This window comes from Ruegeria sp. BHSA162, from assembly GCF_059613385.1.
Map to the genome: position 1 here is coordinate 1 of NZ_JBXWSK010000082.1, position 14399 is coordinate 14399.

Consider the following 14399-nt stretch of genomic DNA (forward strand, 5'->3'; position numbering starts at 1 on the left):
GGTGACATCAAATGGATGACTTCCGCGACTTTCGAAATACCGCTGCCGGGCGGTCCGGTGACCAGAACTTCGGCCTGAGTTGGGGCAACGCTGCGCACCCTGTTCCGCAATGCATCAGCCTGCGGTGACAAACCGAACAACAAGCGGGCCGCAGGATCGCCCTTCTCCAGTTCGCGCTTGGCTGCACGGTCGTCCAATACCTGATTGCGCGCAGCAAATGCGCGGCTCAGAACCGCAAGCAGATCGGCGGCAGCGCAGGGCTTCTCAAGAAAGTCGAACGCGCCCTGCCCCATGGCCTGCACCGCCATCGGTATGTCGCCCTCGCCGGTCAGCAGAACGACCGGCAACTCCGAGTCGACCTCGCGGGCATAGGACAGAAGATGAAACCCATCCCGTCCCGGCATCCGAATATCCGAGACAATCACACCTGGGAAATCGTCCCGGATATGGTCTTTGGCAGCCACAAACGATCCAGCGGGAATTACGGAATAGTCCGCAAGCTCCAGAGTCTGGGCCAGTGCCTCACGCACGGCAGCGTCGTCATCGACCAATAGAACCGTTAGGATCATGCCGCTGCTTCCTTTTCAAAAGGTTCCAACTCGACGGTGAATTCTGCTCCGTCGGGCATGTTCGCGCCGCGTATCTCTCCTCCGAAACTCTGGACCAGACCGTATGAGATCGAAAGGCCAAGGCCCATTCCCTCGGATGAGCCAACGGTTTTGGTTGTGTAGAACGGCTCAAAAACGCGATCGGGATCCTGAATGCCCGGGCCGGTATCGCGCACCGCGACCATCAACCGCTCGCCACGGGTCAGCGTGATCGTCAGGCTTCGGGTTTCCCGACCGGTCATCGCGTCGGCGGCATTGGTAATCAGATTGACGAAGACCTGCACCAGCCGCACCTCTCCGCCCCAGGCAAAGACAGGTGCATTGGGCGGCTGCCAGATCAACGTGACCCCGTCCGAGCGCAACCGACCGTCAGTCAGTTCGACGGCCGTATTGAGCACCTGAACCAGATCGACCTTGCCCATCGGCTCGCTCTCATTGCGGGCAAAAGCGCGCAAGTTCTTGATAATGCGTGCCATACGGGCAGCCATGTCCGAGATTCGCCCCAGGTTTTCGCGGGCCTTTTCGGGCTTGCCCTGCGCCAGAAAGGCCGTGCCATTGTCGGCGTATTGCCGGATCGCCATCAGCGGCTGATTCAATTCGTGGCTGATGCCCGCCGACATTTTCCCCAGAGCGCTCAGCTTGCCGGCCTGAACCAGATCGTCCTGCGCGCGTTTCAACGCCGCTTCGGCCTCTTGCCGCTCGGCCACCTCGCGGCGCAGAGCCACGTTGGCGGCCGTCAACGCGCGGGTCCGCTGGGCCACCCGGCTCTCCAGCACCGCATTGGCTTCGGCCAACGTACGCCTCCGCTCGGTCGCCAAAAACAGCAACGCGCCAAAGGCTAGGCAGATCGCCGCGACCGCGGCAGCCTGCAGTCCGGCCAGCCGTCGTGCCGGCGTCACATCCATCAAGACTTCGCCAGTCATTCCGATCACCGGCAGATCGCGGGTCAGGTGCAGGGCGCGATCCGGCAGGTACGGGCTCCAGCCGATCGACCATAGTTCATGCGGGCCCATGCGTGTAGACGAAAACGCGCCCAGCTTGCCATCAGCCGGCTGCAAGCCGATCTGTCCCGGCGGACGTTGCCAGAACAGCAGTTCGGACCGGTTGGAAATGAAGACCGAGCCAGCACGATCCACGAAGAACACCGCCTCGGTACTGCCGCGCCACGTGCTTTCAACGTCTTCGACATCCGCGATGACCATCAGGGCTCCGGTTACCTGACCATCTTCTGAAAACGCAGGCGCCGCATAGGAATAGATGCGGTTTCCTGTGTCGCGCAAAACCCCGTGAGAACTGCCGAGAGCGCCGTGTAGCGCGCGTTGAAACGCGGGCTGGTCAGCCATGTTACCATTCACCACATCCCGCGCAGCGGCCAGAACGCGCCCGGTCTTGTCCGCATAAAGCACATCCACAGCCGAGGTCTTGTCCGCGACCTCCAGCAGAAGCGCCTGCGCCGCCCGCCGCCGGTCGCTGGTGTCCAACGCCCGCAATGCGGGATGCTCGGCCATCAACACTGCAAGTTCCTGATAGACCTGCAACTGCGTGCTCAGACGATCCGACGCCAACTCCAGATCGGCTTCGGCTTTCTCGCTAAGCTGAGAGAGTGCCTGCCGGTACCCATAAGACCAGACGGCCGCCGACAACAGCGCGACTGCGAACAGGAAACCAATCGTGACCCAAACTCTTTGCATGAAACAGGGTCTTGCATTCAAAGCGCCGCATGGCAAGTCTGCGCCGCATGAAGACCGTTCACCAATCTCCGACCGAGCCCGAATTTGTTCAAAACCCCTACCCTTTCTACCGGGCTGCGCGCGATCAGGGTGACCTGGTACACTGGCAGGACTACGACATACCCGCGGCGATGTCTCACGCGGCGGTCCAGGCGCTTTTGCGCGATCGGCGTTTCGGACGCGAAGTACCGCCAGAGATGGCCACAAAAGGCCCCGATCACCTTGCGCCGTGGCTGACGGTCGAAGCGCATTCGCTGCTCGAAGCCGAACCTCCGCGCCATACCCGCCTTCGCGCTCTGGTTCTGCGCGCCTTTACCTCGCGGGCTATCGGAGCGCTTGCACCGGACATCGAAAGGCTGTGTCACGACCTGATCGACGCATTCCCCGATGCTCCATTCGACCTTCTGGATGCCTATTGCACGCAGGTTCCGGTGATCACGATCTGCCGGCTGCTGGGTGTGCCCGAGAGCATGGCACCGCAGTTGTTGCAGTGGTCCCACGCCATGGTCGCCATGTATCAGGCCAGCCGCACCCGTGAGACCGAAGATCAGGCAGCACAGGCCTCCGCCGAGTTCTCCGCATTTCTGAACGACTACGTCTCTCACCGCCGATCCGAACCGAAAGACGACCTGATCACCCGTTTGATCACGGCAGAGGAAGACGGTGAGAAACTGTCTCGAGACGAATTGATCGCAACCTGCATCCTTTTGTTGAACGCCGGCCATGAGGCGACCGTTCATTCGCTGGGCAACGGCGTCAAAACGCTTTTGGAGTCCGGAACCAGCCCTGATGCCCTGGGCCCGGACACAATCGACATGACGGTCGAGGAGATCCTGCGCTTCGACCCGCCGCTACATATGTTCACGCGCTATGTCTATGAGGACGTCGAGGTTTTCGGCCATCGGTTTGCCCGCGGCGATCAGGTGGCGTTGATGCTTGGGGCCGCCAACCGTGACCCCGACGTCTGGACCGACCCGGACAAATTCGACCCCACCCGCAGCATTCAGGCCAACACGAGCTTTGGCGGTGGTTTGCATTTCTGCGTCGGCGCTCCGCTGGCCCGGCTGGAAATGCGGATCGCTCTGCCGGTTCTTTTTGACCGCTGTCCGGGCCTGCGACTGGCCGAATCTCCGGAATATGCGAACACCTACCACTTCCACGGGCTGACACGACTAATGGTCCAAGCCTGAGCGCCGATCAGGTGTCTGCCAGGGCGTTCAGGGGCAGCATGGTGGTCGACTTGATTTCTTCCATCGACAACAGCGCCGTGACGTTGTGCACGCGCACTTCCGAGATCAGCGCCTGATAAAACGCATCGTAGGCCCGTGCGTTCCTGACCCGAACCTTCAGAATGTAGTCGATGTCGCCAGCCAGGCGGTGCGCCTCTTGAACTTCGGGACGATCACGCAGGGCCTGCAGGAACTTGCGTTGCCAATCCGCCTCATGCTCGGAGGTTCGGATCAGAACAAAGAACGTCGCCTCGAAACCCAGCGCCTCTGCGTCCAGCAGAACGGTCTGCTGACCGATGATTCCGGCCCCTTTCATCTTGCGGATCCGATTCCAAACGGGTGTCTTTGAACTGCCCACTTTGGCCGCGATTTCGTCCAGCGATTGACTGGCGTCTCGCTGCAGCTCGGCCAGAATTTTCCGATCCGTGTCGTCTATTCGAACCGACATTCCAATTTTCCTTCCGAATGAAAACCCTTGTTCCGCCTGCCGCGCAATTTAGAACGCTTGTCCTTATTTATTCGGCAATATGGCATCTGGTCGGGAATATTTCCTATATTGAGGGCCAAGTCAAACAACAGCCAGGGCTACCCAATGAAGGCCACGCAGACAAAAGGACAAACGGGACAGGTCGACTTCGTCGGCGCAGGACCCGGTGATCCTGAATTGCTGACTCTCAAGGCCCTGTCCGCATTCCAGCGGGCCGAGGTTGTTTTGCATGATCGCCTGATCAGCCCAGAGGTTTTGCAACTGGCCGGTCAGAACGCCCGGTTGGTCGACGTGGGCAAGGCCGGCTTTGGTCCGTCCTGGAAGCAGGGTGACATCAACGCATTGCTGGTTGACTACGCACTCAAGGGACAGCGGGTCGTTCGCCTCAAATCCGGTGACGCGACCCTCTTCGGCCGGCTGGACGAAGAGATCGATGCGCTGGACGCCGCCGGTATCCCGTGGACGATCGTTCCTGGCATTACCGCTGCCTCGGCGGCGGTGGCCGGAATTGGCCAAAGCCTGACCCGACGCGGCCGAAACTCCTCGGTCCGGTTTCTGACCGGGCACGACATGCAGGGCTTTGCCGATCACGACTGGGCTGCGCTGGCCCGACCGGGGTCTGTTGCAGCCATCTACATGGGCAAGAAATCCGCGCGCTTCATTCAAGGACGCCTGATCATGCACGGCGCCGATCGCGCCACGCCGGTCACGTTGATCGAAAACGCCTCGCGACCTGATCAGCGCGTTGTCGCCACGACGCTGGATCAACTGTCTGCAGACCTCGCCGCTGCCGGCCTCGACGGTCCTGCACTCACATTCTATGGCCTGGCCCCGCGCGACGCGGCCAAAGCCGTCACCGAATTCAACAAGGAGCTTGCCTGATGGCCCGCGCTTTCACCCCCAAAGTCGTTACCGCAAATGACCTGCTGGAAGGCGACGTGATCTATCTGACCGCCAATGACCGTTGGTCGCGCGATCTGCGCGAGGCCGAGCTGATCACCGACGAAGCGCACGCTCAGCTGCGTCTTCTGGATGCACAGAAGCAAGTCGACAAGATCGTAGGTGCCTATCTCGCCGACGTCGTTGCAGGCGAAAACGGTCCTGAACCCACCCATTTTCGGGAAGACTTCCGCCGGACTGGTCCGTCCAACTATGCCCACGGCAAACAGGAATCTTCCCCGCAGCCCCGGGTCTGACCTCAGGCCCCTCTCTCCCCGTAAAAAGGCCCCGGATCCGGGGCTGCAACAAAGGACAGCCAAAGATGTACCGCTACTCCGAGTTTGACAAAGCATTCCTGGCCGAGCGCAACGCACAGTTCCGCGCCCAGGTCGAACGCCGCATCGACGGCTCGCTGACCGAGGACGAGTTCAAGCCCCTGCGCCTGATGAACGGCCTGTATCTGCAACTGCACGCCTACATGCTGCGGGTGGCCATCCCCTATGGCACGCTCAACAGCGCCCAGATGCGGCAGCTGGCCCTACTGGCCGAGAAGTGGGACAAGGGCTACGGCCATTTCACCACGCGCCAGAACATCCAGTACAACTGGCCCAAGCTGCGCGACGTGCCTGACATGCTGGACGCGCTGGCCGAGGTCGGCCTGCATGCGATCCAAACCAGCGGCAACACCATCCGCAACGTGACCGCCGACCATTTCGCCGGTGCCGCCGCGTATGAGGTCGCCGATCCGCGCCCCTATGCCGAACTGCTGCGTCAGTGGTCCACCGACCATCCGGAATTTCAGTTCATGCCGCGCAAGTTCAAGATCGCCATCACCGGGTCCGAGCATGACCGCGCCGTGATCAAGGCCCATGACATCGGCCTGCAACTGATCGAGCGCGACGGCGTTTTGGGCGCCCGCGTCTTGGTGGGCGGCGGTCTGGGCCGCACGCCGATGATCGGCAAGGAGCTGTCTGACTTCGTCGCCTTCGACGACCTGCTGGCTTATCTGGAGGCCACAGTTTCCGTGTGGAACCAGATTGGCCGCCGCGACAACAAGTACAAGGCCCGCATCAAGATCACCGTGCATGAACACGGCATCGACGCGATCCGCTCCAAGGTGAACGAGCGCTTCCTGCAGGTCCGCCCGCAGTTCAAGGGTGCCGACATGGCGCTGCTGGATCAGATCAAAGCGCATTTCGCCTCGCCCGCCTTCCGCGAAGGCTCGGTCGCGGCGTTCGAGAGCGCCTATTCGAACGACCCGGTGTTCCGCTCGTGGATCGACACCAACATCGCGCCGCACAAGCAGGCGGACCACGCGATCGTCACGATCTCGATCAAGAAGCACGGCCAGACGCCGGGTGATGCAACCGCCGAGCAGATGCGCGTGATGGCCGATCTGGCCGAGCAATATTCCTATGACGAGCTGCGCATCAGCCACGAGCAGAACGTGATCCTGCCGCATGTCCACAAATCGGACCTGCCCGCGATCCATGCCAAGCTGAAAGAGCACGGTCTGGCCACCGCGAATATCGGTCTGATCAGCGACATCATCGCCTGCCCCGGCATGGACTATTGCGCACTGGCAACGGCCCGCTCGATCCCGGTGGCGCAGCAGATCGCGACCCGGTTCGACGAGCTGAAGCTGGAGCACGACATCGGCCACCTGAAGATCAAGATCTCGGGCTGCATCAACGCCTGCGGGCATCACCACGTGGGCCACATCGGCATCCTGGGCTTGGATCGCGCGGGCGTCGAGAATTACCAGATCACGCTGGGCGGAGACGCCACCGAAACGGCCGCCATCGGCGACCGCACCGGTCCGGGCTTTGCCTATGACGAAATCGTGCCCGCGGTCGAACGGATCGTGGAAACCTATCTGGAACAGCGCGCAAGCGCCGAGGAGACCTTTTTGGAAACCTACCGCCGTGTTGGAATGGCCCCGTTCAAGGCGGCCCTCTACCCCGAGGCGCGGGCCAATGCCGCTTGACCTGATCCAGACGGAACTGGGCCGGGAACGACGCGAACTGACCGAAAAGGTCGAGGCGCTGAACGCCCGGTTCCGCCACCACAGCGCACATGACGTCATGCATGGTGCGCTTGAGGAGGCAGGCAACCTGGCGCTGGTCTCCAGCTTCGGTGCCGAGTCGGTGGTGTTGCTGCACATGGCTGCCGTGGTCGACAAGGCCACGCCGGTCCTGTTCATCGACACGATGATGCTGTTTACCGAGACGCTGGAATACCAGCATGAGGTCAGCGAGCGTCTGGGTTTGAAGAACGTCCAGATTATCCGCGCGGATGACGAGGATATTCAGCGCGAAGACCCCTATGGCGCACTGCGGCTGCGCGACATGGATGCCTGCTGCAACCTGCGCAAGACCTTCCCCTTGCAGCGGGCCTTGGCGGGCTATGAAGGCTGGATTACAGGGCGAAAGCGGTTCCAATCCGGTACCCGCGCCACGCTCGAGTTCTTCGAGGTCGAGGACGGCACCGGCCGGATCAAGGTGAACCCTCTGGCGCATTGGGCGCCTCAGGACGTGCGCGCCTACATGGAAGAAAACCGCCTGCCCCGGCATCCGTTGGTGGCAAAGGGCTATCCCTCGATCGGCTGTGCGCCCTGCACCTCGCCGGTGAAGGATGGCGAAGATCCCCGCGCCGGACGCTGGCGCGATCAGAACAAGGAAGAATGCGGCATCCATTTCGTCGACGGCAAAATGGTACGCAGCGGAGAGAAAACATGAACGTGATCGTGAATGACCGGGGCTTTGCCCCTGATGACTGGACCGACGGCTTTGTCACACTCGACGATGCCGCAAACGATGTGATCGCACTGGACGTCACCTCGGATACGGACCCCGACGAATTGTTCGAACGGCTTGGAAACACGCGCATGGTGCGCGTCGACTTTCCGTCCTTCGCCGATGGCCGCGGCTTTACCATTGCCCGCACGCTGCGCCTGAAGGGCTATGAAGGCCGTCTGCGCGCGAAAGGACACGTGTTGGCCGACCAATACGCGATGGCTCGGCGCAGCGGCTTCGATGAAGTCGAGATTGACGCAGACCTTGCCGCCCGCCATCCCGAGGACCAATGGCTGGCCCGCGCCAACTGGCAGGACCACGATTATCAGGCCCGCCTGCGCGGCTGACGCAACGATCGGGGCAATCTGCCCCCTTTTCCTGACCTGGATCAAAGCTTAAACGGAGATGCCGGTTTACCAGACCGGTAGTGAAACGATGACAGAGATGAAGCCCGTGACCGAAGCAACCGCCGTGAAGGCCCCCGTCCTGCCGGACGCCCAGACCGTTCTGGAAGTGAAACACTGGACCGACCGCCTGTTTTCGTTCAAGGTCACGCGTTCGCAATCGCTGCGCTTCCGCTCGGGCGAATTCGTTATGATCGGCCTTTTGGGCGACAACGGAAAACCGTTGCTGCGCGCCTATTCGATCGCGTCGCCGTCGTGGGACGAGGAACTGGAATTCTATTCGATCAAGGTGCAGGACGGCCCGCTGACCTCGAAACTGCAGCACATCCAGCCCGGCGATCAGATCATTCTGCGGCCCAAACCTGTGGGTACGCTGGTGCATGATGCACTGCTGCCGGGCAAGCGCCTGTGGTTCTTTGCCACCGGAACCGGGTTTGCCCCCTTTGCCTCGCTGCTGCGCGAGCCTCAGACCTATGAGGACTACGACGAGGTCATCATCACCCACACCTGCCGCGAAGTGGCGGAACTGGAATATGGCCGCCAGCTGATCGAGAACATCCGCAAGGACGAGTTGCTGGCCGAACTGATCGGCGAAGGTTTCGCCGACAAGATCCGCTATTACCCGACCACCACCCGCGAACAGAGCCCCAAGATGGGCCGGATCACCGACCTGCTGAAGGACGGAACCGTCTTCAAGGACCTGGGCGTCGAAGGCGGCATCAAGCCCGAGACCGATCGAGCGATGGTCTGCGGCAGCCTGGCCTTCAACCACGACATCAAGGCCATTCTCGAAGAGTTCGGCTTGCGCGAAGGCGCGAACTCGGACCCCAAGGAATTCGTGATCGAAAAAGCCTTTGTCGGCTGAGCCGAGATCCGGGCCGGCGAACGCCCGTTCCGCCGGCCCGAGCACCGCGTCGACACGTGCGAATTTCGTGTCATAGCACCTATATGGCGCTTGAAAGAACCTTCGTCTCAGTTTAAGTTCCCGGCTCGGAAATCGGCAATTATCAAAGGAATGAACCCATAGCCCGCAGACCTCACAACGCGCCGCCACAACGTGATACCGGCCCGCGCGTCAATGAAAAGATCCGTGCCCCCGAAATTCGCCTGATCGGCGCCGAAGGTGAGAATGTCGGGGTGGTTCATCCCGCCAAGGCCATGCAGATGGCAGCCGATGCCGGTCTTGATCTGGTCGAGATCTCGCCCAACGCGAATCCGCCGGTCTGCAAGATCATGGACTTTGGCAAGTTCAAGTACGAGCAGCAGAAACGCGAAAGCGAAGCCCGCAAGAAACAGAAGATCATCGAGGTGAAAGAGGTCAAGTTCCGGCCCAACACCGATACGCATGATTACGACGTCAAGATGCGGAACGTTTTCAAGTTTCTCGAGAATGGCGACAAGGTCAAAGTGACCCTGCGCTTCCGCGGCCGGGAAATGGCGCACCAGAACCTTGGACGTGAACTGCTTGAGCGCGTGGCGGAAGACGTCAAGGAAATCGGCAAGATCGAAAACATGCCGAAGATGGAAGGCCGCCAGATGATCATGATGATCGGACCGCTTCCCCAGAAGTGACGGCACATGGATCCGAGTGACCAAAGCTCCCTTGTTCGAGGGAGCTTTTTTATTTGTGGGTCAAAGTCAGGGCGGCGTGTCAGATTGCTTTGGAAATCGCAACCGACAACTTGTCCACCAGTTCGTCCAACTGCGACTCTTCGATGATGAATGGCGGGGCCAGAAGCACATGGTCGCCTCTCCTGCCGTCGCGTGTTCCGGACATCGGATAGCAGATCAAACCCGCTTCGACGGCGGCTTTCTTGATCTTGGCCGCCACTCCCCGGGCCGGGTCAAACGGTTCGCGCGTATCTCTGTCAGCCACCAGTTCGATGCCTCGGAACAGGCCGCGACCACGGATGTCCCCGACATTGGGATGCTGGCCAAAGGCCGCCTCGAGTTTGGTTTGCAGTTTGTCACCCATGTCGCGGGCACGGGCCGGCAAATCGCGCGAGGTAAGTTCTGTCACAACAGCCAGGGCTGCCGCAGTGGCCACCGGGTGTCCGACATAGGTATGGCCGTGCTGGAAGAAACCCGAGCCATTTCGGATGGCGTCATAAATCCGATCGGTGCACAGCGTGGCACCGATGGGTTGATATCCAGCCCCCAAGCCCTTGGCGATGCAAAGAATATCCGGCGCCACCCCATCGTGGTCGCAGGCAAACAGATGGCCGGTCCGGCCCATGCCGCACATGACCTCGTCGAGGATCAACAACACGCCGTATTGATCACAGATTTCGCGGATCCGCTTGTAATACCCCTCGACCGCGGGGACGGCGCCCAACGTGGCCCCGACCACCGGTTCCGCCATAAACGCCATCACGGTCTCGGGGCCCAGCCGCAGGATCTCCACCTCAAGCTCATTCGCCACGCGTTGGCCATAGTCATAGCTGCTCTCGCCTTCGGGCTTTTCGGCGTATTCGTAGCAGGGCGCGATATGGCTCATCTCGATCAGCATTGGTGCGAATTGAGCCCGTCGCCATGCATTTCCGCCCGCTGAAAGCGCGCCCAGCGTATTGCCATGATAGCTCTGCCGCCGTGCGATAACCCGAGACCGCTCGGGTTGCCCGATTTCAAGGAAGTACTGGCGCGCCAGCTTGATCGCGGCCTCGGTCGCCTCGGAACCGCCGGACACGAAATAGACCCGGTCCAACGATCCGGGCGCGTGCTGGATCAGGAGATCCGCCAGGGCTTCGGCCGGTTCCGAGGTCATGAAACCAGTATGGGCAAAAGCGATCTTCTGAACCTGCTCCTGCACCGCGTGGATCACTGCCGGGTTTGAATGTCCCAGGCACGACACGGCCGCATCCCCACAGTCGAGATACCGTTTGCCCTGCGCGTCGATCAAATAACACCCATCACCGCCGACAGCGACCGGCAATTCCGCCTTGGTGTGGCGCGGAAAAACATGGCTCATATCATTTCCCTTTCAGCAAAGCGATCAACGCCGCGACCGAGGTCGCGTTGTCCGTCCATCGGGTTCCATCCGAGTTCGTCAGGCTGTTCTCAAAACCGACCCTGACATCGCCGCCACGAGCGGCCGCAGCCGCCAGACAGGCGTGTTCCAGACGCCCGAAAGCACAAACCATCCAAGGCGTACGAGCAGCGGGAAAGGCCTCGAGGTCCGCCGGTTGGGATTCCTGCCCGGTGGCATAGCGTCCCAGCACCAGCAAGCGGTCTTCCTGCTCGCGCCGCACGATCCCATCCGACTGCCATCGCTCCAGCAGATCCGCATCCGTCGAATCGTAGAGGATATGCTGCACCCGAGTTCCCTGTTCCGCACACAGCGCATAGACCCGCGGGGCCAGATCGGGCGCGCGCGCAATTTCCCGAACCGAGATCGAGGCCCATTTCGGGGCCACCTGCTGCAGGCACTCCAACTGCGCAGAAACGTCAAAGATACCGGCGGCCTCGGTCGTGATCTGAACATCCATAGTGGGCACGGTTCGGGCAAGCTCGGCCATAGCCTCCCGATAGCGCCCTGCATCCAGAGAATGCGCGCCCTGCCCATCCCTGACATGCAGGTGCAACCCGTTTGCCCCGGCCGCGTGGCAGGCAATGGCCGTCTCCACAATCTCACCGGTCGAAACCGGCAAGGCGGGGTGATCCGCATGACTGCGTCGCGCACCGTTCGGTGCGACCAAAACATACGGAAGCGACGAAGCCTGTGTGTCAGACATTGAATCATCCTATCGGTTTCTTGCGTGCTTAGCTCGTGTGAGGATGTTTTTCTCTTGTAATAATGATAACATTTGTTTTTCTCCCATCATGACACCCTCAACCCACCACCTGATGGATCGGCTGCGCCGAGAGATCGACCATTTGCCGGCCCAATTGCAGGCCGCAACAAAATACATCATCGACCATCCGGGCGATTTCGGAATCGACTCCATCCGCGTGTCTGCCGAAAAGATCGGCGTCAGCACAAACGTGATCGTTCGGCTGGCGCAGCATCTTGGTTTTGATGGCTTCGAAGCCTTTCGCCGCCCTTTCCGCAGGGATCTAGTGACAGACAGCGAAGACCGCCTCAGCCGGGATTGGCTGACCCAGTTGAATGCCGGCGATGCCTTTGCGTCGGCACAGGCCAGTTATGCCCGCAACGAAATGAACGTAGTGTCACGTTCGTTGCGCCAGCTGGATCCGGTCAAGGTCAGATCCGCAGTCACCCTGATGTCCGATGCTCCCCAGTGCTTGGTCACCGCAACCCGCGCAAGCTATGCCTTGGCCTATTACTTCCACTACGCCGGACGTATGGCCCACCCGGGAATGCAGTTGATCCCAAGGCATATGGGATCGGCCATCGACGACCTTCTGAGCGCGGGCGAAACCGACTGCCTGTTCGCAATCACCGTTCATCCCTATTCGGCCGACACGATACGTGCCATCCGGTCTGCCCGGGAAAAGGGTATGCGTGTTGTTCTGCTGGCCGACAGCGATGTCATTGCTCCGGGGGTCGAGGCGGACGTGACCTTGACCGTCAGCACCCGATCACAGCATCAGTTCTCCAGCTTCTCCGGAGCGATGGCCGTTCTCGAGGTTCTTCTAAGCCACCTTTTCGCAGTCAAGGGCGACGCGGCTTATCACCGGGTTCAGGACTATCAGAAAGCGCGCGAGGATGCCGGAGCCTACTGGCAGCCCAAAAGGCTTCCGCGTGTCGCGAAAAAGAAATAGGCCCCGGAACACGTCCGGGGCCCAAAGCAGTCACCGCGACCGCGTTACATGCAGGCTTGAACCGCCCGCCGGGTCATGACACCCACCAAGTGCGCGCGGTAGTCTTTGCTGCCGTGCAGATCTCCGATCATGTTCATCGGGTTGACCCGAAGATCCATAAGGGCATCGGGCCGGAATTCCTTGCTCAGCGCCTGCTCGGCTTCGCTCCAACGGAACACGCCGTCTTCGCTGGCTCCGGTCACGGCAACGCGCACCCCGTCCGCGAAGCGGGCAAGGAAAACACCCACCAGCGCAAAGCGCGAGGCAGGCTGCAGAAACTTCTGGTAACTCGCTGCCTGCGGTACCGGGAACCGGACCGTCGTGATCAGCTCGCCCTCGTCCAGCGCTGTCGTGAACATGCCCTGAAAGAAGTCATCCGCGGCGATTTCGCGCGCATTCGTTCGAATGGTCGCGCCTGACCCCAATGCAGCTGCGGGGTAGCAGGCCGCCGGATCGTTGTTGGCCAGTGACCCGCCTATCGTGCCTCTGTTGCGAACGGCAGGATCACCGATATGCCCCGCCAGATCAGCCAGCGCGGGATACTTGCCCGCAACTTCTGCTGCTACCGTGGCATGCGTGGTCGCCGCTCCAATCGAAATCGACCCATCATCTTCGATGCAGACGCCCTTCAACTCGGGAATGGCACCCAGGCTCACCAGCGTCGCGGGTGAGGCCAGTCTTTGCTTCATCGTCGGGATCAGGGTCTGACCGCCCCCCAACGCCTGTGCATCCTCTCCCGCCAACGCGGCAACCGCATCAGCAATGGTCGAGGGGTTCTTGAACTCGAAATTGTACATTTCGCTTTTCCTTTCCGAAAGGCGCGGAACCGCCCTTCATCTGGCATTTGATTGACCAGGAAGCGCGAGGGGCTGGCCCCTCGCACACCAACCTCTCCACTCAGCTGTTCATCGCCGCCCAAACACGCGACGGGCTGACCGGCATATCGATGTGGTCCACCGCCTTGCCGCCCGATTGCAGCGCATCGATCACGGCATTGACCACCGCAGGCGGCGATCCAATCGCCCCGGCCTCGCCGCAGCCCTTCACGCCCAGCGGGTTGTGCGTGCATGGCGTCTGGCTGGAATGATCGACGGTATAGAACGGCACGTCATCGGCCCGCGGCATGGCATAGTCCATGAAGGACGCGCTCAGCAGCTGGCCGTTTTCGTCATAGACGCAGTTCTCCAGCAAGGCCTGACCGATCCCCTGTCCGATGCCGCCATGCACCTGACCGTCAACGATCATCGGGTTGATGATGTTGCCGAAATCATCCGCCGCGGTGAACCGTTCGATGGTCACCTGTCCGGTCTCGGGGTCAACTTCGACCTCGCAGGCATAGGCGCCGGCCGGGAAGGTAAAGTTGGCCGGATCATAGAACGCGGTCTCCTCCAGGCCCGGCTCGACCTCCAGCGGGAAATTGTGCGGCACATAGGCCGTCAGGGTCAC

At 61.1% G+C, this 14399-nt stretch carries 15 protein-coding genes and 1 pseudogene; 9 read left to right on the top strand and 7 right to left on the bottom strand.

Features of this window, described 5'->3' with window-relative positions:
- Both AC2FM5_RS16625 and AC2FM5_RS16630 read right to left on the bottom strand, forming a co-directional pair.
- On the bottom strand, positions 1 to 569 hold a 569-nt coding region (locus AC2FM5_RS16625), incomplete at its 3' end, for a response regulator (RefSeq protein WP_496736916.1).
- A complete protein-coding gene (locus AC2FM5_RS16630) occupies positions 566 to 2299 on the bottom strand; it encodes a sensor histidine kinase (protein WP_496736918.1) in 1734 nt (577 codons plus the stop codon). The genes AC2FM5_RS16625 and AC2FM5_RS16630, both read right to left, overlap by 4 nt.
- Before the next feature lie 47 nt (positions 2300 to 2346).
- On the opposite strand from AC2FM5_RS16630, the gene AC2FM5_RS16635 reads away from it, so the two are divergent.
- Positions 2347 to 3528 carry a cytochrome P450 gene (locus AC2FM5_RS16635; RefSeq protein ID WP_496736920.1) on the top strand — a complete coding sequence of 394 codons (1182 nt, stop codon included), beginning with the start codon at positions 2347 to 2349 and terminating at the stop codon, positions 3526 to 3528.
- A 7-nt stretch (positions 3529 to 3535) separates the two neighbouring features.
- Here AC2FM5_RS16635 and AC2FM5_RS16640 read toward each other — a convergent pair whose 3' ends face one another.
- Positions 3536 to 4015: an Lrp/AsnC family transcriptional regulator gene (locus tag AC2FM5_RS16640; protein WP_093961931.1), complete on the bottom strand. Its 480-nt coding sequence runs from the start codon at positions 4013 to 4015 to the stop codon at positions 3536 to 3538.
- A 174-nt stretch (positions 4016 to 4189) separates the two neighbouring features.
- Between AC2FM5_RS16640 and cobA the strand changes: the two are divergent.
- From cobA to infC, 7 genes and pseudogenes are all read left to right on the top strand, one after another.
- Positions 4190 to 4936 (top strand): annotated as a pseudogene (cobA, locus tag AC2FM5_RS16645) (uroporphyrinogen-III C-methyltransferase); the annotation flags it as partial.
- Complete coding sequence (locus AC2FM5_RS16650) at positions 4936 to 5250, top strand: DUF2849 domain-containing protein (RefSeq protein WP_496736922.1); 315 nt, start codon at positions 4936 to 4938, stop codon at positions 5248 to 5250. The pseudogene cobA and the gene AC2FM5_RS16650, both read left to right, overlap by 1 nt.
- A 65-nt stretch (positions 5251 to 5315) precedes the next feature.
- Entirely contained in the window at positions 5316 to 6980 is a 1665-nt protein-coding gene (locus tag AC2FM5_RS16655) for a nitrite/sulfite reductase (RefSeq protein ID WP_496736924.1), read from the top strand.
- Complete coding sequence (locus AC2FM5_RS16660) at positions 6970 to 7731, top strand: phosphoadenylyl-sulfate reductase (RefSeq protein ID WP_093961927.1); 762 nt, start codon at positions 6970 to 6972, stop codon at positions 7729 to 7731. Before AC2FM5_RS16655 ends, AC2FM5_RS16660 begins: the two co-directional genes overlap by 11 nt.
- Positions 7728 to 8135, top strand: a complete 408-nt coding sequence (locus tag AC2FM5_RS16665) for a DUF934 domain-containing protein (protein WP_496736926.1) — start codon at positions 7728 to 7730, stop codon at positions 8133 to 8135. Before AC2FM5_RS16660 ends, AC2FM5_RS16665 begins: the two co-directional genes overlap by 4 nt.
- An 88-nt stretch (positions 8136 to 8223) precedes the next feature.
- The gene (locus AC2FM5_RS16670) at positions 8224 to 9057 is read left to right on the top strand and encodes a ferredoxin--NADP reductase (protein WP_496736928.1); all 834 of its coding nucleotides are present in this window, start codon (positions 8224 to 8226) and stop codon (positions 9055 to 9057) included.
- Between the two features lie 245 nt (positions 9058 to 9302).
- Complete coding sequence (gene infC, locus AC2FM5_RS16675; protein WP_260066269.1) at positions 9303 to 9764, top strand: translation initiation factor IF-3; 462 nt, start codon at positions 9303 to 9305, stop codon at positions 9762 to 9764.
- Positions 9765 to 9843: 79 nt separating this feature from the next.
- On the opposite strand, the gene AC2FM5_RS16680 is transcribed toward infC, so the two are convergent.
- Entirely contained in the window at positions 9844 to 11160 is a 1317-nt protein-coding gene (locus tag AC2FM5_RS16680; protein ID WP_496736930.1) for an aspartate aminotransferase family protein, read from the bottom strand.
- 1 nt (position 11161) lies between these two features.
- The gene (locus AC2FM5_RS16685) at positions 11162 to 11923 is read right to left on the bottom strand and encodes a beta-keto acid cleavage family enzyme (protein WP_170357649.1); all 762 of its coding nucleotides are present in this window, start codon (positions 11921 to 11923) and stop codon (positions 11162 to 11164) included.
- Between the two features lie 88 nt (positions 11924 to 12011).
- Between AC2FM5_RS16685 and AC2FM5_RS16690 the strand changes: the two genes are divergently transcribed.
- Entirely contained in the window at positions 12012 to 12914 is a 903-nt protein-coding gene (locus AC2FM5_RS16690) for a MurR/RpiR family transcriptional regulator (protein ID WP_496736933.1), read from the top strand.
- Between the two features lie 44 nt (positions 12915 to 12958).
- Here AC2FM5_RS16690 and AC2FM5_RS16695 read toward each other — a convergent pair whose 3' ends face one another.
- Complete coding sequence (locus AC2FM5_RS16695; RefSeq protein ID WP_170338850.1) at positions 12959 to 13750, bottom strand: FAD binding domain-containing protein; 792 nt, start codon at positions 13748 to 13750, stop codon at positions 12959 to 12961.
- Between the two features lie 100 nt (positions 13751 to 13850).
- On the bottom strand, positions 13851 to 14399 hold a 549-nt coding region (locus AC2FM5_RS16700), incomplete at its 5' end, for a xanthine dehydrogenase family protein molybdopterin-binding subunit (protein ID WP_496736935.1).